Source organism: Avibacterium sp. 20-126 (genome assembly GCF_044358625.1).
Lineage (GTDB): Bacteria > Pseudomonadota > Gammaproteobacteria > Enterobacterales > Pasteurellaceae > Avibacterium.
Genome location: NZ_CP091457.1, coordinates 844,845 through 865,039, shown reverse-complemented (window position 1 = coordinate 865,039; position 20,195 = coordinate 844,845). Strand labels below are relative to the sequence as shown.

Sequence of the window (20,195 nt, the reverse complement as noted above, 5' to 3'; positions counted from 1 at the left end):
CCCTTAACAGATAGGAGTCCCTATGAAAAAAACATTTGTTGCAGCCACTTTATTAGCGGGAATTTTAACCGCACCTTCCGCCCTTGCCTTCAAAGAATACCCAATTGGTGAAGCGGTAACAATGAACGGTATGGAAATTGCTGCCGTTTATTTACAACCTATTGATATGGAACCACGTGGAATGGGATTATCTGCTAAAGATTCAGATATTCACCTTGAAGCGGATATTCACGCCACTAAAGGCAACGACAATGGCTTTGGTGAAGGTGAATGGATGCCATATTTAACCATTGCATACACCCTTGTAAACACTGATACGGGTGAAAAACAAGAAGGTACATTTATGCCAATGGTAGCCGGCGATGGCCCACATTATGGCGCAAACGTGAAAATGATGGGCGTGGGTAACTACAAAGTAACCTATCATATCGATCCACCATCAAAAGCAGGTATGCACCGCCATACTGACAGCGAAACAGGAGTAGGTCGCTGGTGGAAACCTTTTGATGTAAGCTATGAGTTTAAATTTACTGGATTGAAGTAGTTTATATCATAGCACTCGGATAAATTAGAAAATAATATATCTAGTCTTTGGGCGGACACATCGGTCCGCCCCTACAATGCTAGAAATATCTTATTAACATTCCCTAGAATATTTGAATGTTACATAACGTATAGAGGCGGATCTATGTGTCCACCCAAAACAACGGAATAATATTAATAAAGTTCCATAACCGTAGAGGCAGACCGATGTGTCCGCCCAAAAACAACAAAACAATATTAATAGAGTTCCATAACCGTAAGGGCGATCCTATATGTCTTCCCGGAAAACAGAATGATACAAATTGAGTTACATAACCCGTAGGGGCGGACCGATGTGTCCGCCCATATCTCAAAATAAAAATGACTAATGTAACGGAAAAACCAAAACGAAAAGTAATTCGGCTACAACATTATGACTATTCACAAATAGGACTCTACTTTATTACGGTCTGTACTCACAATAAAGAATGCCTATTTGGTAATATCGAAAATCATAAAATGCTAATGAATGATGTTGGGAAAATGATCCAATATTGGTACTTAGAACTTGGAAAGAAATTTCCTAATGTAGAATGTTTAGAATATATCGTGATGCCAAATCATATTCACTTTATTTTATACATTAAAGAACAACAAAAATACAGTATTCCAACCATTGTGCAATGGTTTAAAACAATGACAACAAACAATTATATAAAAAATGTCAAAAACAATCATTGGAAACCATTTGAGGGAAAACTTTGGCAAAGAAGCTATTATGAGCATATTATAAGGAATGAAAAATCCTATCTCGAAATTGCTGAATATATAGAATGTAATCCATATAATTGGAATAATGATAGCTTATTTCAGAATTGATGGTAAGGTAATGGGTGGACACATAGGTCCACCCCTACAATAATTTACAAAATAATATAGTAAATACAAAATATCACACAATATTTCTAACGAAGCTCCCAAAACAGTAGTAGCGGACCGATATGCCCGCCAAAAACAACAAAATGATATTAACAGAGAGTCATAACCGTAGTGGTGAACCTATGCGTCCGCCCAAAAACAACGGAATAATATTAATAGAGTTCCATAACCGTAAGGGCGGACTTGTATATCCACCCAGAAACAACGCGACGATATAAATAAACATCCAAAAACAGTAGAGGTGAACCTATGTATTCACCTAAAATAACTAAAATACAAGGGGCTGTCCTAGATAACGACTAAAAACTCTATTTAGGTTAGAATGAACCAATGAGAAAAAGTCGTCTAAGTCAGCATAAACAAAATAAACTCATTGAGCTATTTGTCGCAGGGATTACAGCAAGGACTGCTGCGGAGTTGGTCAATGTAAACAAAACAACAGCAGCATACTACTTTCATCGTTTACGCCTGCTCATCTATCAAAATAGCCTACACTTAGAAATGTTTGAAGGTGAAATTGAAGCCGATGAAAGTTATTTTGGTGGTACCCGCAAAGGTAAACGTGGTCGTGGCGCGGCAGGGAAAATCGCAGTATTCGGGCTCCTTAAACGCAATGGCAAGGTTTATACCGTTGCGGTTCCGAATACTCAATCAGCCACCTTGTTACCTATTATTCGAGAGAAAGTAAAGCCTGATAGTATTGTTTACACCGATACTTATCGTAGTTATGATGTGCTTGATGTGAGTGAATTTAGCCATTTTCGTATCAACCACAGCACACATTTTGCTGAAAATCATAACCACATTAATGGAATTGAGAATTTTTGGAGCCAAGCAAAACGCCATTTACGCAAATTTAATGGTATTCCTAAAGCCCATTTTGAGCTTTATTTAAAGGAATGCGAATGGCGTTTTAATTACAGTGACATAAAAACTCAAATTTCCATTTTAAAACAACTAGTTAAAGGGAGTTTAGTCTAGTTATCTAGGACAGCCCCAAATACAATATAAATCTAAAAAGCTATGAACTATTACATTGTCTTTCTACTACAAGCCATTTTACCAATTTCATTATTATTAGGGATAAACTGGCTTAGCTATCAAAATATTAAACTCAAATCCATCATAGGACTTTCTCTTTTAGGATTAATTTGTGGTGTAATGGGATATTTACAATTACCAACTAACCAACAAATTAAGCTAGGACTAAACCTTTTCTTAATGATCCTCTTTGTGCTGTTCTATCTTGTCCATTTTTTCCATTCAAGTAAATTCGCTTATTTTTGCCAATTTATGCTTTGTCTTGCCGCAGGAATGCTGTGGGCAAGAGATCCCAATATTTCGGCGATTACCAATACAGACGTGATTAATACGGATTTTATCCTACATCTAAGTGCGGTGATTTTTGCCCTTATTTTTTGTTTTTTATTTGCATTTTGGCTCTACCTTTTATTAAAACAAACGAAAACAGCGAAAAAATGCACCGCACTTCCCTTTTTGCTGATTTCTCTCACTACCCTCTTTTTACTCTTGCCTTTAACAGGCGAAGTGTTACTTGGCTTAATGAAATTGCAAGTGATTGATCTGACCAAAGCGCGGTTAAGTTTTGTAGCAAAATCCAGCAATTTAATCAGCTATACCAATTATTTTATCGCGGTACTTACCGCATTAAGCCTGATTTTCTTTACCATTAAAATACATTTTGCCAATAAAGCCGTAGTAAAACAGACGCATCAGCCTATTGAAAAACGTAAAAAATTGGCGATATTGCAAACGAGCCAACGCACTTTGTTATGGGGAGGCATTGCCTTATGTACGATGTTATCTGCGCAACTTTATTGGGATCAAATTGCCTCTCGCCCACCGCAACTTTCTGAAGCTAAAGTGGTAACACTGGATAAACAAAACAGGATTCATATTCCTATCGAACAGGTGAAAGACGGAAAACTGCACCGTTTCGTGTGGATTGCAAGCGATGGTAAAGCGGTACGTTTTTTCATTATCAATCGCTCAACGAAAACACTCAGCTTGGCGGCAGTGTTTGATGCTTGTATTTTGTGTGGCGATCAAGGCTATGTAATGGAAGGCGATCAAGTGGTTTGTGTTGGTTGTGGCGTACGAATGTTTATTCCTTCCATCGGTAAGCCCGGTGGGTGTAATCCTGTGCCAATTGAAGATTGGCAACAAACGGATACGGACGTCATCATCAGCAAAAAAAGTCTTGAAGATGGCTTGAACTATTTTTCTACCATTGTGGAATTAGACGTAAAAGATCCTGTGGATGGCACAACATTGAAAAATACCACGGCGGAACATAAGTATAATTACGCAGGCAAAACTTACTTCTTTGCTAACGAGCAAAATCTCAATGCGTTCCGTGATCACCCTGAAAATTATGTGGCAAAAGAGGAAAATCCATAATGCTCAGTCGAATGTTATTACAATCTTGGCGACACGGGTTAAAACGTAAACTGCTCGCTATTATGACTATTTTTCTCGCCGCAGGTCTTGTTTCTGCATTGCTTGCGGTATCTATTGATATTGGCGATAAGATGGCGCGTGAGCTGAAATCTTATGGAGCAAATATTTTGATTGAACCCGCCAGCAGTGCGGTGCTTTCGGCTGAAATTAATGGGGGCAATAGCCTTTCCACACAGGATTTTTTAGATGAGAAAGAATTGCCCAATGTTAAAGATATTTTCTGGCGTAATAATATTGTGGGCTTTGCCCCTCTGCTCAGTGCGGAAGTTGAGGGTAACAATTTAACGCAAAACAATACCCATAATATAGGCATTTTAGGCACTTTTTTTGACCACCAAATCGCCATTCCTGATGAAGAAGATTACCACACAGGGCAACGCATTATTAGCCCTTATTGGAAAGTTGAAGGACAATGGGTAGATGATAGTCAGAATAATTTTGCTGAAAATATTCCCGCACTTTTGGGAAATCAATTAGCGCACAGCACAAAATGGAAAATCGGTGATCAAATTCAGCTAAGTTATCACGAAGGTGAAACCCAACGTACCCTTAGCATTCATATTGTCGGCATTTTAACCACAGGTGGCGCGGAAGAACAGCAAATCGTGTTACCCCTAAGTGCGGTGCAAAATTTATTAAATTTATCTGGCAAGGTACAAGGCATTAAGGTTTCCGCCCTGACCGTACCTGAAAATAAACTTTCACGTAAAGCACGCGATAACCCTGATGCGTTAGCGGCGGAAGAATATGATCGCTGGTATTGCACCGCTTATGTTTCTTCTATTTCGCATCAATTAGAAGAAGCCATTTCTGGCGCAGTGGTTCGCCCAATCTGGCAAGTTGCCGCCTCAGAAGGCGTGGTCATTGAAAAAATCCAGCTCTTACTTGCAGTGGTTACGGTCGCCGCACTCGTTGCTGCTGCAATGGGGATAGCCTCACTAATGACCACCACCATTATCGAACGTAGCAAAGAAATTGGTTTAATGAAAGCACTCGGGGCTTACCAGTGGCAAATTGTCTTACTGTTTTACTGTGAAGCCATTATCAGCGCCCTGCTTGGTGGTGCATTAGGTTGCGTGGCAGGTTGGGGGTTAGCCAAATTTATCGGTATCACCCTATTTGGCGCACCATTAGACTTTGCTTGGATTGTAGTGCCTTGCGTATTAGTCCTGTCCGTTATTATTGCCCTAATTGGTACGTGGTTCCCTGCACATCGTATTGCGCAACTCTATCCTGTGGAGGTGCTATATGGTCGCCAATAATGCCCATTTAATCCATAAACGTACCATGTTTTGGCGTTTAATTATCAATGCACTGCGGTTACGTTTACAACGGGTGATGATCATTTTTGCGGCACTCACCGTAGGCGCAAGTATTGTTACGGCAATGGCAGCGGTGTATTTTGACATCAACACCAAAATGAGCCAAGAATTACGCACCTTTGGTGCGAATTTTTACATTGGTTCAAACAGCAGTGGCTTAATGAACGAAAAAGACCTTGATCAAATTCTCCGCCAAGCTCCGCAAGGGTTAATTACCGCAGCCAGCCCTTATCTTTATGGTGTGGCACGGGCTGATTTAGAAAAAGTGGTAATAATGGGCGTATGGTTTGATGCAATGCACACGCTTTCGCCTTATTGGCAAATCACAGGATCAGCCATTGGCGTCAATTTTGATAATCGCAATGCGATGATCGGTAAATCGCTTGCACAACGGTTAAACCTTAATCTTGGCGATAAAATTACCTTAAATAAAGGGGCGGAAAAGCATCAGTTCACCATTAAAGCCATTGTAGAAAGTGGAGATGCCACAGATAATATGTTGATTGTAAACTTGGAATTTGCACAACAATGGCTGGATAAAACAGGCTTGATCACCAATGCCTTGCTAAATGTGAAAAACGATCAAGGACAAGTCAGTCAATTTGCTCACCAATTACAACAACGCTATCCTGATCTTGCCATTCGTCCTATTCTTAAAGTATCCGCTTCAGAAGGACAGATTTTAGATAAAATCAAAGGATTAATGGGCTTGATTTCTGTGGTCATTCTGATTCTCGCCACCCTTTGCGTGAACACTACCTTAATCGCCATTGTAGGTGAACGAGCAAAAGAATTTGCACTACAAAAAGCCTTAGGCGCAAGACAGCAAGATATTATTAAACAAATTGGCACAGAAATTTTGCTCATTGCATTTTGTGCCATCGTGGTAGGGCTAATCTTAGGTTATTTGCTTGCCCAAATTCTTGGTATCACCGTATTTAAAGCTTATATTGATTTACGCTTGCCTGTGATTCCGATCACGATTTTGCTCTCACTCACGGTGGCGTTTATTGCCGTGATTGTGCCAACACGCCGAGCTTTAGAAATTCAAACGGCCAACGTTTTAAAAGGCGAATAAAATGAAAAAATATGTGATAGAAACCCAACATTTATATAAACGCTTTGGGCAAGTTACCGCCCTTGAAGACATTAATATTCATATTGCTCAAGGGGAATTTGTCGCCATAATGGGCGCATCAGGCTCAGGTAAAACAACGTTAATGAACATTCTTACTGGGCTAGATACGGCAACAGAAGGCAAGGTGATTCTTGATGGTATAGACGCCGCAGAACTAGACGAAATAGGGCGTCAACGCTTCCGTGCGGAAAAGATAGGTTTAGTATTCCAACAATTTCACCTTATTCCCTATCTCACCGCCTTAGAAAATGTGATGCTCGCACAACATTATCACAGTGTGATTGATGAAGAGGCAGCAAAAGCGGTTTTAACACAAGTGGGCTTAGCACACCGTATGAATCACCGCCCAAGCCAACTTTCTGGCGGTGAACAACAACGGGTATGTATTGCCAGAGCATTGGTGAATCAGCCCCCCGTTATTTTTGCCGATGAACCCACTGGAAACCTTGATGAGAAAAATGAAAAACTGGTGCTGAATTTGCTCACAGAACTCAATCAGCAAGGTAGAACTATCGTTATGGTTACGCATAATCCTGAGCTGGGTAAACTCACCCACCGCACCCTTTTCCTACAACACGGGAAATTTTTACGGGAAGAAGTAAACCATTAAACTGATTAAAGGAGAAGCATTGAATGACAACAATAACCACTATTAAACAACTGACCCCAGAATTACGTTTACAACAATATAATGAAATCCCTGTGATCGCTTTAGAACACCGCGTAGGAAAAGCGTTAATTGCCTTGCAAGGCGCACATTTGTTTAGCTGGCAGCCGAAAGGAACGTCAAAAGAGGTACTTTGGCTCAGTGAAATTGAACCCTTTACCTTAGGCAATGCGATTCGCGGTGGCGTGCCAATTTGCTACCCTTGGTTTGGCGGAGCAAAATCCCCTGCACACGGTTACGCCCGTATCAGTTTGTGGCAACTCAGCGATTATAAAATTGAGGAAAATAAAGTGCGGTTGGAATTTTGCTTATTTTCATCTGATCATTTGATCGAAGCAAAAACCACAATGATCTTCAGCCAAGATTGTGAAATTATTTTCCAACATTATGCTCAACAACCTGCTCAATTAGCCTTACACAATTATTTTAATTTGAGCGATGTGGCTAATGTGGAAGTGCAAAACTTGCCTACCGAATGTTTCAATACCTTAACCCAACAACAAGAAAATGTGCCTTCTCCACGTTTAATTAATCAGCACATTGATTGCATTTATAAAGTGCAATCCCCTGTTTCTCATCAAATTATAGATAAAGGGGACGCACGCACCATTAATGTTGCACATCATAATGCAAGTAATGTCGTGCTATGGAATCCTTGGCATAAATCCACCAGTGGCATTAGTGAAATAGGTTATAAAACAATGGTTTGCTTGGAAACCGCAAGAATTGCCCAACCGCTCCAACAAGGGGAATGTTGTTCGGTGAAGATTTCGCTTAATCCATAAAGTGCGGTGATTTTTTAATAAATTTTAGGGCGAAGATTTTCGCCCTTTTTGCTTTCATTTTGCTTTTTATCTCGCTTTATTCTTACACCCAGCCCATTTGGTGCAGAATGGTTAAGCCCAAGGCGGAAATAAACATTGATGCAAAGGTTGTAATGCCAATAATATTGGCTGCCGTGTTAGCATTGCCGCCCATTCCACGCACCATTGCATAAGCCGCAGCCGCCATTGGTGTCGCATTCATCAAAAAAATCACCCCTAAATTTACCCCGCTAAAACCAAATAATTTGCCCAGTAACACCATAAAGATCGGTGCAATAATCACACGCCCAACGCTTGCCCATAAAGAAATCCCAGAAATTTTATACAAGGCTTTTAATTCAATATTGCTCCCCGCACAAATTAACGCGAGCGGTAACGTCATCGTGGCGAGATATTGAATTGTGGTGAGCATAAATTTAGGAATAGCCAGTTTTAAATAACTGGCTAAAAAGCCTAATAATATGCTGATAATTAAGGGATTTTTTACCACGTTTAAGATCATTCGTGGAATATGCACTTTCCCATCTGAAAGGGAGCGGCTTAAAGTAATCACACCTAACACATTGTAAATAATCGCGGTAGTCGCTGCATAAATGGTGGCTGGCACTAGTGCTGCATCACCATAAGCATTTAGGCAAAACGCCAGCCCTAAAATGCTACAATTTCCACGATAGACCCCTTGCACAAAGGTGCCACGTTCGCGTTTTTCTGGCACATATTTGGCCGCAAAAATCTCCGCACAAAGGAATAGCAATAAGGTTCCGAACACACACGCCAAAATCATAACGAGCTGTTCATTCAACTGCGCAATGGGATTTTTAAATACATTAAGAAAAAGTAAGGCGGGCAAGGTGATTTTGAATACCACGCTAGTGGCTTGCTGGCTAAATTTATCGTCAATGACTTTGCGTTTTCGTAATCCGATACCAAGTATTAACAATAATAGTGTCGGTAAAGTCACGCTTATGGAAAAAAGCGCGGAATGCCAAAAATCGTTTTGCATATTGCCCCCATCTATTGCCGCTGCAAGCCGCTCATATCCTAGCATATAATGCCGCCGATCAAAGTGCGGTGAAAAATTTCACGATTTTCCACCGCACTTTAGGTTTGTTATGTTTTATTCACCTCGGCTGGCTAAATAGCGTTCTACGGTATCTACAATGGCTTGGGTTTGCGGATCAATTTCAATATTCACGAAATCCCCCACTTCACGTTTGCCAATCAAGGTGCGATGAAGTGTTTCAGGGATAAGATTCACACAAAATTCATCGCCTTTTACTTCACCAATCGTCAGGCTTATCCCGTCTATGGCGATAAATCCTTTGGTGAGAATATATTTCATCAAGCTAGGATCAGGCAACATAAACCAAATTTGTAAATTATTTTCTGACACAATGCGTTGCGATACCTTTGCAGTGGTGTAAACGTGGCCAGATAAAATATGACCGCCAATTTCGTCCCCCATTTTCATCGCACGCTCAATATTCACCCAATCGCCTTGTTGCAATTCGCCTAAATTGGTAATGCGTAGGGTTTCGGTCATCAAATCAAAGCTGACTAAATCGCCTTCGATTTTGGTGACCGTTAAGCATACGCCATTATTTGCCACAGACGCACCAATTTCCAAATTTTCCGTTAATTCCTGTGGCATTTTCACCACCTGTGTTCTAAAATGTGGTTTTTCATCAATAGAATGAATTTGGGCAACACCCTGCACGATTCCTGTAAACATAATTAACTCTCTTATCTTAATAATCATCACCGCTAATTCGGTAAAACTTGCAATAGTATATAACAAATTCGGATATTTTTATGTTATTTAACTTCATTCAACGTCATCGCCAAGAAATGGAAAAGTTAATCGCCATCGCTTTTCCTATTTTACTGGCACAATTTGCCCAAAACTCAATGGGCATTGTCGATACCATTATGGCTGGGCGAGTAAGTGCCACAGATATGGCAGCAATTTCTGTCGCTGGTTCAATTTGGTTTCCACTTGTCTTGCTCGGACACGGTTTACTGCTCGCTTTACCGCCAATTATTTCTTATCTTAATGGTTCAGGGCAACGTCATCGCATTGCGCATTATGTGCATCAAGGCTTATGGGTGGTGGCATTAAGTTGCATTCCTATTGGTCTTATCATTTATTTTAGCGATTATGTTGTCAGCCATATGGGAATGGATCCTAAACTTGCCCATATCACGATTGATTACTTGCATATTATGCTATGGGGCTTACCCGGCTATTTACTGATGATAAATTTCCGCTGCCTGAATGACGGCATTGCAAAAACAAAACCAGCAATGGTGATTACTTTTGCTGGGTTATTGCTCAATATTCCGCTCAATTACCTATTTATTTATGGTAAATTTGGCGTGCCTGCTTTCGGTGCGGTAGGTTGTGGGATCGCGACGACAATAGTCAATTGGGCAATGTGTATAATGATGATTGCTTATTCTCGCCACGCAAGAAGCCAGCGTGATTTGAACGTGTTTAACGGATTGATCGAAAAACCCAATCTGACAACATTAAAAAAAGTGCTAGGCTTAGGCTTCCCTATTGGTATTGCGTTATTCTGTGAAGTGGCATTATTTGCCCTTTCTTCCCTTTTGCTCTCCCCCCTTGGAACAGATGTGGTGGCTAGCCATCAAATTGCCCTGACGACCAGTTCCTTTATTTTTATGTTGCCAATGTCCTTAGGTATGGCAACCACCATTTTAGTGGGGCAACGTTTGGGCGAAGGATTATTGCAACAAGCAAAAGCAGTATTCTATTCAGCGCTTGCTGTGGGGCTGAGCCTCGCCTGTTTTACTGCACTCATTATGGTTTTATTTAATCAACAAATTCCTAAAATTTACGTTTCAGATCAAGACGTGATTTTAATCGCTAGCCATTTATTGTTGATTTCTGCGTTATACCAGTTTTCCGACAGCATTCAGGTAATCACCGCAGGGGCATTGCGTGGCTACAAAGACACCAAATCTATTTTATACATCACAATGTTTTGTTATTGGGGCATCGGAATGCCGCTGGGCTATCTGTTATCGCGAACCGATTGGCTAATGCCAAGCATCGGTGCAGCAGGATTTTGGGTAGGTTTTGTGGTAAGCCTAACCGTGGCAGCATTCTTACTTATTCAACGTATTCGTAAAATTCAAGCCTTACCCGAACAGGCGATTTTGCAAAAATTAAAAGCAATTCAATAGGAAAATCAAATGGAAAAAATCATTAATGTAGCCATTGCAGGCTTTGGAATGTCTGCCAAAACCTTTCATATGCCTTTTTTAGATCTCGATCCACGTTTTCAAGTGCGTAAAGTGTTTGAGCGTAACAGTGAAAATGCAAAACACGCGTATCCTTATATTCAAGTGGTACATCAATTTGAACAATTACTCAGCCCTGAAATTGACTTGGTGATTATCACCACGCCTAATCTCACGCATTATGAAATGGCTAAACAAGCTATTTTAGCGGGAAAAAATGTCATCGTAGAAAAGCCCCTTGCGGTTTACCCTGCGCAAGCAGAAGAACTAGATAAACTTGCCAAACAGCATAATGTAATGCTTTCCGTTTACCAAAATCGCCGTTGGGATAACGGTGCTTTAACGGTGAAAAAACTACTCGACCAGAAAATATTGGGTGACATTGTGCATTATGAAATGCGTTATGAACGTTTTAGCCAAAAACCAAATAGTAAAGCGTGGAAAGAAACGGGCGAATTTGGCGCTGGATTAGTTTATGATTTAGGCGTTCATTTAATCGATCATTGTGTGGATTTATTCGGAATTCCCACCGCACTTTATGCGGATATGAAAGCACAACGCACAGGGGCAAAATCTGAAGATAATTTTGAAATTATTTTCTACTATGCTGATAAAAAAGTGGTACTTTCTTCCACCAAATGCGCACGCGAACCCGCACCTTATATTATGTTGCAAGGCACCAAAGGCAGTTACATCAAAGCCACAATGGATAACCAAGAAGCCCTATTACTCAAAGGCATAAAACCGCAAGGTGATTGGAATGCTGAACCAGAAACAAACTGGGGTTTACTCCATACCGAAATCAACGGCATTGTTATTCGTAGCCCAATAGAGAGCGAACGTGGCAACTACCAAGCCTATTACGACAACATTTACGCCGTTCTCACCGAACAAGCCCCATTGCAGGTTATAGCGCAACAAGCCATTGACGTACTGAAATTGATTGCATTGGTCTATGAAAGTGCGGATAAAGGAATGCGAATGGCTATCCACCTATAAACAAGAATAATTCTCATTGATAAGAGCAATATAGTTACTCTATAATCCCCCCTGTTTTTATAGGCAAATGCAAAGAAATAACTTTTTTCTTTCATTTACAAGTCCAACATATTATCAATGAGAAATTTATGCAATATTCCATTCCTGTAAAATTAAGCACAATTTACACCGCACTTTTCTTTGGGGTTTCTTTTTCCGCCTCAGCTGAAACGAGCCAATCGTTAGATGAAATCAATGTGGTTACTGAATTAGAAAAATTCAAAGCCACCAATAAGCTCAAATCAGAAGTCAATTTAAGCCTTTTAGGCGAACAACTTGCCTTTACCTCGCCTATCACCGTAGCAAATTATGATGAACAGGCACTAGCTGATAGCCAGCCTCGCAATATTGTTGATGCAATCGCAAAAACCGATGCTTCTGTAATGAATTTTGGTGGTGAAACTAACACCTTGCAAGGCGTTTATGTGCGTGGTTTACAATTAGATGCCCGTCAATTTAGTTTAAACGGCTTAGCAGGATTATATTCCACTTACAATTCCCCAACCGCTGCTGTCAGCTCAGCCCAGCTAATTAAAGGTGCCTCTACTGCCACTGTGGGAATGGATCCTGAAGGTTCATCAGGCGCGTCAATTAATATTGAAACCAAACACGCTACTGATAAAAACATCAATCGTCTTGGCTTTACTTGGTTTAGCAATTCCCGTTTACAAGAATCTTTTGATTTTGGTCGCCGTTTTGGGGCAAATAAAGAATGGGGCATTCGCATTAATGGACTCTATCGTGATGGCGATACAGCGCGCGATCATTATTATGAACGCAATAAAGAATTCGCCATTTCCGCCGATTATCGTGGTGAAAAATTACGCGTTGATTTGGATTATCTCTATGCCAAACGTGCCACACAGGGTGGGCGCGCAAGGGTGCAAGATATTCAAAATCTCACTTATGCCTTACCAACCGCACCAAATGGTCAGATCAATTTAATCCCTACTTGGTCAGGACAAACCACGCGGGATCAAACCATTATGCTTACTGCTTCTTATGACTTACCTTATGAGATGACTTTATCTGGCGGCATTGGACATATGACATCAAATTATTACGGCAATTTTGGACAAATTCTTGCCACCCATATTCAACCTAACGGTGATTATAAAATCAGCCAAATGCGTGCGATGGATTTTATCACTCGCACTACCAGCGGAAATTTAAAATTACAAGGGAATCATTTTACTGGCACATTAAGCCATAATTGGAATGTAGCTTTTGATGCGGTACTACGCGAACGAGATTTTGATCAAAGCCCTGTGCTTAAAGCATTTTCTGGTGGCAATCTCTACGCCCCTCACTTTGCTCAAGTGGATAACTTCAAACCTCTAGCCCAAGGCAATACGGATCAAAAATTAAAATCTTACAGTCTTGCTTTAGCGGATACGCTCGGGCTATTTGACGATCAAATTCGTTTAACCTTAGGCGGTCGCTTACAATGGATTAAACAAACCAACTATCAAACCAACACAATAACAGGAGAAAAATCCATAAAAACAGACGGCAAATCGCACCGCTTTAGCCCAATGCTTACCCTTGCTTGGGTGCCTAATTCCAATTTTGTCCTTTATGGAAATTATTTAGAAGATCTTGAACCTGGTTATGTAGATGAAGATGGCACAATGACTAATCCACGCGTAAGCCGTCAAATTGAGCTGGGAGCAAGAAAAAACTGGGGGGACACCTTCACCACCACCCTTAGCCTTTACCAAATCACACGCCCTGGTATCATCAGTGCAAAATCTGCCACAAAATATCACCGCACTTCCGGAGAGGAGCAGGGCAAAGAACGTAATCGTGGAATTGAATTTAACCTTTACGCAAATTTACTTAAAGGTCGCTTACGACCAAGTTTCGGCATCACTTACAACAAAGGCGATCTCATTGACTTCTCAAGCTATGCGGGGGAAATCATCAGCGGCGTTCAAGTGGCAAGCCCACGCATTATTGCCAAATCAGCCATAGAATGGGAACCAAGTTTCGCACCAAATCTGTTATTAAGTAGTGCAGTGCAATATTATGGAAAATCTTACCAAGATTACGCAAAAACCTATAAATTTCCGTCTTATGCCACCATAGATCTTGGGGCAAAATATCGTTTCAAAATGTCCCAAAACCAAGAGGTTATCCTTCGAGCTGGAGTAGAAAATCTGTTCAATAAGCATTATTGGCAAGTACAGCGCGGAAAATATGACCGCAGTTTTGCCGTGCTTGGAATGCCTCGTACTTATTGGGCAAAAATTGAATATACATTCTAAAACGGGGATAACAAAAAAGCACCTTAAAAAAGGTGCTTTTTCATTCAATACGGAATTAAACGCGTTTAAAGTCGATATGAACTAATTTCGGTTTGAATGGGTGGCGTTGCATTGCTTGCACTTTTACTGCCACTTCTTTACCATCAATCACTAAGGTGATCACGTCTGAATAGAAAGTATCGTGTACTTGAGCATTGTTTAATTCATCGTGGCTTAAAATGATTGAAACAGGTTCTGCATTCCCACCATAAACGATTGCAGGAATTTGACCATTATGACGCAGGCGGCGGCTCGCACCCTTACCTTGCGCTGTACGCACTTCAGCGTTAAATTTGAATGACATAATTGTATTCTCTTTAATAAAAAGTTAATCGAAAAAATCGCAGGCGACCCAGCGATTTCATAAAATCAAGCTCAAAGGAATCTTTGAGGTCGCAAATTATAATCAATGCCCGCCCTTAAGGCAAATAGAAATCCACTTATTTCCACATTTTTAATGGCTATTTTCACAAAAAAAGTTACAATAATCAGCATCTTGAATTTCACCATTGTGGCAAATTAAATGCGGATTTGATATGGAATTTTTAATCAACTTTTTTACTGACTATGGCTATTTCGCGGTACTGTTTGTTTTAATTATCTGTGGTTTTGGTGTGCCAATTCCTGAAGACGTCACCCTTGTTTCAGGCGGGGTGATTTCTGGCTTAGGCTATACCAATCCACATATTATGCTGGTAGTCAGTATATTGGGTGTGCTACTTGGCGACAGCACAATGTATTGGCTAGGACGCCTTTATGGCGTAAAAATCCTACGTTTCCGCCCAATTCGCAAAATACTCACCTTAAAACGCTTACAAATGGTGCGCGCCCAATTTGATAAATACGGCAACCGTGTTCTCTTTACCGCCCGTTTTCTGCCCGGATTAAGAGCGCCAATTTATATGGTTTCAGGTATTACCCGCCGCGTTAGTTTTATCCGCTTTGTCCTGATTGATTTTTTTGCTGCGATTATTTCTGTGCCAATTTGGGTCTATTTAGGTCATTTTGGGGCAAGTAATTTAGATTGGCTCAATGAGCAAATCAAGAAAGGACAATTTGTTATTTATGTGATTATTGCCGTCGTTGCGCTGATTGTCTTTTGGAAATGGAAACAATCCCGCCAAAACAAACAACAAGCCGAAGACTAGGAAACACTTATGATTTGTGCGATTTACAAAAGTAAGAAAAAAGCAGGAATGTATTTATACATCGCGAAACGTGATGAGTTTTCCGCCATTCCTGAAACGCTACGCAATAATTTCGGCACACCTATTTTTGTGATGTTATTTAATCTTAAAGGCGACAAGTCTTTAATCAACGCAGATAATCAAGAAGTTCTCGAAAAAATCCAACAACAAGGCTTCTATCTACAAATGCCTAAGCAAGAAGAAAATTTGTTGGAAATTCATAAAAAAAGTACCGCACTTCATTAATCACCATAAAACTCAGCCTATTGCTGAGTTTTGTTTTGCGAAACTTTGGGAGAAAAAAGGCAATAATACGCTTTTAGCCTATAACCACGAGAAATATTCTCCCATAACCTAAAACCTATTTATGTAAAACTCGCAAAAAAACGACCGCACTTTATAGCTACTTAATTCCAATAACATAGGCTGGCTTGACACAGAGAATACAGTAAGCCAAGCCAATGTGGGCTTATTTCAACACTAAACAGCAATAAATTATGGCAAAAAAATCAGCCCCTAGAGGCTGATTTTCATTTTTGCTTAGCGATTAAGCTGATTGTTTTGGTTGTTTAAAGACTGTAACCGCAGGGGCTTCACCAGTGAATTTTTCCACTTGTACAATACAGGTATTTGGTGAATTACCCTGTGCCAGTTTTGATGTGCCTTCATCTCGGGTCAGTACATTTGGACAACCATTTTTACATAATGGTTTATCCGATTGTCCAAGATCCGCTGGATCGTACCAAGCCCCTTCGTGTAAGGCGACTGTACCTTTGATGATACCATCAGTAACAACAGCACCAGCAAGCACTTGTCCGCGTTGATTATAAATACGAACGATATCGCCATCAGCAATACCGCGTGCTGCCGCATCATCTTTATGAATTAGCACGGGTTCGCGATCATTCACCGCATATTTTTGGCGTAATGATGTGTGAGCAAGCTGGCTATGCAAACGGTAATATGGATGTGGTGTAACCAAAGCAAGGGGCGCTTCTGGCGTGGTGTTACCCGCAAATTCGGCTGGCTCCATCCAACTTGGGTGGCCTTTACAATCATCATAATTCATTTTGGCGATCACATCAGAATAAATTTCAATTTTACCTGATGGTGTGCCAAGTGGATTAAGTAAGGGATCATTGCGGAAATTTTCATAACGAACCCATTTTTTCGCTTTTTCACTTGCTTTAAAGGTAATCGGTTTATTTTCTTCCCAGAATTTTTCAAATTTAGGCATTAATACACGGTTTTTGCGTGCCGCATCAAATGCGGTTTGGTAGAAGCCTTTTAACCAATCCATTTCCGATTTATTTTCGGTAAATTGTGTTTCTACACCGGCACGTTTCGCTAATTCTGCAAAAATATCATAATCATTTTTCGCTTCAAATTGCGGAGGGACAACTTGTTTCATCGGATAAATATTCATCATTGAATAGTCGCCTGACATTGTTAAGTCGTTACGCTCATAGCTTGTGGTAACAGGCAATACAATATCCGCCATACGTGCTGTTGGTGTCCAATTGACTTCATTAACAATGAAGGTTTCCGGTTTATAAAACGCCTTAACCAATGTGTTAGTATCTTGGTGGTGTACGAATGGGTTTCCACCTGCCCAATAAACCAATTTAATATCAGGATAGGTAATTTCTGTACCATTATATTGGATTGTTTTTCCGGGATTTAATAAGGCATCAGCGACACGTGCTACTGGGAAAGACATTTTTGATGTTTCATCTAACCACGTTTTTTCTCCAGCTTGTACAGATGGATTTGCGGTAATCGAACCAATAATACCGCCTGTTGCCGTTGGCGCGCCACCATTTGCATAATGATAACTGAAACCAAAGCCGCCACCCGGTAAGCCAATTTGTCCGAGCATAGAGGCAAGGGTAACCATCATCCAATGGCTCTGTTCACCATGACGTTGGCGTTGCATTCCCCATCCCCCCATCAGCATTGTTCTCTTAGTGGAGAAATCAGTGGCTAATTGCTTAATGACGTCAACAGGAACACCCGTTAATTTGCTTGCCCAAGCGGCATCTTTTGGCTGTCCATCGGCTTTGCCTAACAAATATTCCTCAAATTTATCATAGCCTGCCGTATATTTTTGTAAAAAGGCTTTATCGTGTTTATTTTCGCTAACCAATGTATGGGCGATACCTAACATTAATGGCACATCTGTTGCGGTATTAATTGGGATCCATTCCGCACCTAAGAATTCACAACTTTCACTTCTTACAGGATCAATACAAATAATACGTTTCCCGCTTTCTTTTAATTTCTTAAAGTATTCAATACCTTGCTGATCGGTGGAGGTCCAAGCAATACGCAATGTGGTGAGTGGGTTTGCCGACCATAATACGACAATTTCAGAACTTTCTAAAATGACATCCCAACTTGTTTGCTGTTCATAAACTTCTATCGTGCCTAAAACGTGTGGCATAATCACTTGTGCTGCCCCAGTAGAATAATCCCCTTTTGAACCAACAAAGCCACCCGTTACATTTAAATAACGGTGTAATAATGTTCTTGCTGCATGCAACGCACCAGAGCTATACCACCCATAAGACCCCGCATAAATGCCAGTTGGGCCATAACTATCTCGCACGCGTTTCATTTCATTTGCGACAAGTTCAAATGCCTTATCCCAAGAAATTCGTACCCATTCATCTCTACCACGTAATGTCGTATCTTTATTTCCTTCTAGGTATCCTTTGCGCACCATAGGATATTTTACGCGTGTTTCACTATACAGTTGATCCGCAACAACAGTTTGTAATTCATTAACAAGTGGAGAAGGAATGGCTGGCCCAGATTTAACCACTTTACCGTCTTCTAACACAACGCCTAATGGCCCCCAGTGAGCGGCTGTAACAACCGTTGTTTGTTCGGCTGCAAGGGCTGGCTGAGAGGTAACTAAAGAGCCAACAACACCGCCCGTTAAAGATGTTCCTGCAAGGCCAAGTGAAGAATGTTTAATGAAATCGCGACGACTTGCATTAATATTGTCTTGTTTTTTCATTTTTTAACCCTAGTAATGACGATCCACAAATCTATTTACTCAGAAAAATTACTTCAATTTCTACCGCACTTGTAATTAGATAGTGGGTATTAAAATTACGACACCTTTCTAAAACGAGTGGCATAATCATTTCTAACTATACCATTGTGCAAACAGGTTGCAGGCATTGCTTCCATATCTTTCGACTTAGGTTCACAAGCTCGGAGTCAGCCTAATACTAACAAAAGTGGTTAGTATTTATTCCTATTAGGAAACTATTTATGGTGGATTAAAACGACAATAATGGGTATTTGCTTGCCTGATTTTAATCCACTATTACGATACTAATGCGATAAGTTAGCCATATCTTTACCATTACGCTGCAAATAAATTGTTAATGTGCGTACATCCTCATCAGATAACGAGGTGCGATCTTTCATTGAATTGACCACACCAATCCATTGATTTGCTGTGTAATGATCGGCAGAAATAGGCGCATGACAACCACTACAATAGGTTTCATTTAAGTTTTTACCAAACTGATTCAGTGCGGTTAAATCTGCGGTTAAATTTGATTTTGGTACAACAATAGGTAAACGAATTTCTTTCCAATTCGCTGCGGTGACTTCATCATAAACAGAACGAATCACTTGAATCTTCTCTTGGGCAACATTTTCTAATAATGCCACCATAATACGTTTGCCTAAATCCATATATACGACACTTTCTGCCCCTTCTTGTTGCCAACCGCTTAATGTGGCTTTAACTTGTTCATCAGCCGTATTCCAATCAGTTAATTCAGCATAAGGCATTAAACGAATCGTTCCCCCCTCTTGCAACGTTGCATTTGCCATCGCTAAGCTATATAGGGTTTTATCTTCAGTCGAAAATTGCCCACTGTGTTTTGCTAATTCACTGTTTGCTTCATTGTTATCCACTTCCATTTCAGGCATAAAATGAACGATTCCTTTATGGCAATCAATACAGGTTTGGTTGGTTTCTTGTGCAATTTTATGCATTTTCTGAGCTGCCTCAGATTGTTCGGATAACACCATTGCCTCTTGATTATGGCAGCTTTTACACGTAACCGAATCGCTTGCTTTCATCTCTGCCCAAACTGATTTTGCCATTGCTAAACGATGGGTTTCATAAGCGTCTTGATCTGGTAATTTATCCACCACAAAGGTATTCCACACATCTTTTAATGCCATCACTTTCGTTTTTACATAATGGAATGCGGAATCCTGTGGAATATGACAATTCGCACATTCCGCTCTTACGCCTTTGCGGTTTGAAAAATGCACACTTCCTTCCCATTCTTGTTTGGGAATTTCCATTGAATGGCAGCTCACACAAAATTCTGTGCTACTGGTTGCTTTCATTGCGTATTGCGATCCAGCAAACACGCCAACACCAAGCAATATGCCAAATAAACTGCCTAATACAAATTTTTTATTTAATTTTGCCATAGCCCCCCCACATAAAATTGATACATCAAAATAGGTA

Annotated in this window: 18 protein-coding genes and 1 riboswitch; of the genes, 13 read left to right on the top strand and 5 right to left on the bottom strand. The window is 40.4% G+C overall.

The window, feature by feature from the left end; genetic code table 11:
• Positions 1–22 precede the first annotated feature (22 nt).
• The 8 genes from L4F91_RS04040 to L4F91_RS04005 all read left to right on the top strand — a co-directional run bounded on the left by L4F91_RS04040 (position 23) and on the right by L4F91_RS04005 (position 7,854).
• Positions 23–544, top strand: a complete 522-nt coding sequence (locus tag L4F91_RS04040) for an iron transporter (RefSeq protein ID WP_017805905.1) — start codon at positions 23–25, stop codon at positions 542–544.
• A gap of 359 nt (positions 545–903) precedes the next feature.
• Positions 904–1,401 carry an REP-associated tyrosine transposase gene (locus L4F91_RS04035; protein ID WP_250350498.1) on the top strand — a complete coding sequence of 166 codons (498 nt, stop codon included), beginning with the start codon at positions 904–906 and terminating at the stop codon, positions 1,399–1,401.
• A 390-nt stretch (positions 1,402–1,791) separates the two neighbouring features.
• Positions 1,792–2,442: an IS1595 family transposase gene (locus L4F91_RS04030; protein WP_395895521.1), complete on the top strand. Its 651-nt coding sequence runs from the start codon at positions 1,792–1,794 to the stop codon at positions 2,440–2,442.
• Positions 2,443–2,484: 42 nt separating this feature from the next.
• Entirely contained in the window at positions 2,485–3,882 is a 1,398-nt protein-coding gene (locus L4F91_RS04025; protein WP_395897431.1) for a Fe-S-containing protein, read from the top strand.
• Positions 3,882–5,204, top strand: a complete 1,323-nt coding sequence (locus tag L4F91_RS04020) for an ABC transporter permease (protein ID WP_265778072.1) — start codon at positions 3,882–3,884, stop codon at positions 5,202–5,204. The genes L4F91_RS04025 and L4F91_RS04020 overlap by 1 nt, the downstream gene beginning before the upstream one ends.
• A complete protein-coding gene (locus L4F91_RS04015; protein WP_395897424.1) occupies positions 5,191–6,342 on the top strand; it encodes an ABC transporter permease in 1,152 nt (383 codons plus the stop codon). The genes L4F91_RS04020 and L4F91_RS04015 overlap by 14 nt, the downstream gene beginning before the upstream one ends.
• A 1-nt stretch (position 6,343) precedes the next feature.
• Positions 6,344–7,012, top strand: a complete 669-nt coding sequence (locus tag L4F91_RS04010) for an ABC transporter ATP-binding protein (RefSeq protein WP_395897422.1) — start codon at positions 6,344–6,346, stop codon at positions 7,010–7,012.
• A gap of 23 nt (positions 7,013–7,035) precedes the next feature.
• On the top strand, positions 7,036–7,854 hold the full coding sequence (locus tag L4F91_RS04005) for a D-hexose-6-phosphate mutarotase (protein WP_395897420.1): 819 nt from the start codon (positions 7,036–7,038) through the stop codon (positions 7,852–7,854).
• A gap of 82 nt (positions 7,855–7,936) precedes the next feature.
• Here the strand turns inward: L4F91_RS04005 and L4F91_RS04000 are convergent, their stop codons facing one another.
• Positions 7,937–8,896: an AEC family transporter gene (locus L4F91_RS04000; protein ID WP_265778403.1), complete on the bottom strand. Its 960-nt coding sequence runs from the start codon at positions 8,894–8,896 to the stop codon at positions 7,937–7,939.
• Between the two features lie 114 nt (positions 8,897–9,010).
• Entirely contained in the window at positions 9,011–9,625 is a 615-nt protein-coding gene (locus L4F91_RS03995; RefSeq protein WP_265778070.1) for a riboflavin synthase subunit alpha, read from the bottom strand.
• An 80-nt stretch (positions 9,626–9,705) separates the two neighbouring features.
• Here L4F91_RS03995 and L4F91_RS03990 point away from each other — a divergent pair, with 80 nt between their 5' ends.
• The 3 genes from L4F91_RS03990 (at position 9,706) to L4F91_RS03980 (ending at position 14,462) form a co-directional block, all read left to right on the top strand.
• Positions 9,706–11,100: an MATE family efflux transporter gene (locus L4F91_RS03990; RefSeq protein ID WP_395897417.1), complete on the top strand. Its 1,395-nt coding sequence runs from the start codon at positions 9,706–9,708 to the stop codon at positions 11,098–11,100.
• 9 nt (positions 11,101–11,109) lie between these two features.
• Positions 11,110–12,156 (top strand): Gfo/Idh/MocA family oxidoreductase, encoded by a 1,047-nt coding sequence (locus tag L4F91_RS03985; protein WP_395897415.1) that lies wholly within the window; start codon positions 11,110–11,112, stop codon positions 12,154–12,156.
• Between the two features lie 128 nt (positions 12,157–12,284).
• A complete protein-coding gene (locus tag L4F91_RS03980) occupies positions 12,285–14,462 on the top strand; it encodes a TonB-dependent siderophore receptor (RefSeq protein WP_250350507.1) in 2,178 nt (725 codons plus the stop codon).
• A gap of 55 nt (positions 14,463–14,517) precedes the next feature.
• On the opposite strand, the gene rplY is transcribed toward L4F91_RS03980, so the two are convergent.
• Positions 14,518–14,805, bottom strand: a complete 288-nt coding sequence (gene rplY, locus L4F91_RS03975) for a 50S ribosomal protein L25 (RefSeq protein WP_250363180.1) — start codon at positions 14,803–14,805, stop codon at positions 14,518–14,520.
• 232 nt (positions 14,806–15,037) lie between these two features.
• Here rplY and L4F91_RS03970 point away from each other — a divergent pair, with 232 nt between their 5' ends.
• Positions 15,038–15,649, top strand: a complete 612-nt coding sequence (locus L4F91_RS03970; RefSeq protein WP_395897413.1) for a DedA family protein — start codon at positions 15,038–15,040, stop codon at positions 15,647–15,649.
• A 9-nt stretch (positions 15,650–15,658) separates the two neighbouring features.
• On the top strand, positions 15,659–15,934 hold the full coding sequence (locus tag L4F91_RS03965; protein WP_250350510.1) for a YcgL domain-containing protein: 276 nt from the start codon (positions 15,659–15,661) through the stop codon (positions 15,932–15,934).
• A 301-nt stretch (positions 15,935–16,235) separates the two neighbouring features.
• Here the strand turns inward: L4F91_RS03965 and torA are convergent, their stop codons facing one another.
• Both torA and L4F91_RS03955 read right to left on the bottom strand, forming a co-directional pair.
• Complete coding sequence (torA, locus tag L4F91_RS03960; protein ID WP_395897411.1) at positions 16,236–18,710, bottom strand: trimethylamine-N-oxide reductase TorA; 2,475 nt, start codon at positions 18,708–18,710, stop codon at positions 16,236–16,238.
• A gap of 85 nt (positions 18,711–18,795) precedes the next feature.
• A riboswitch (molybdenum cofactor riboswitch) is annotated at positions 18,796–18,928 on the bottom strand.
• 105 nt (positions 18,929–19,033) lie between these two features.
• Entirely contained in the window at positions 19,034–20,158 is a 1,125-nt protein-coding gene (locus tag L4F91_RS03955; protein WP_250363182.1) for a NapC/NirT family cytochrome c, read from the bottom strand.
• Positions 20,159–20,195: the final 37 nt, after the last annotated feature.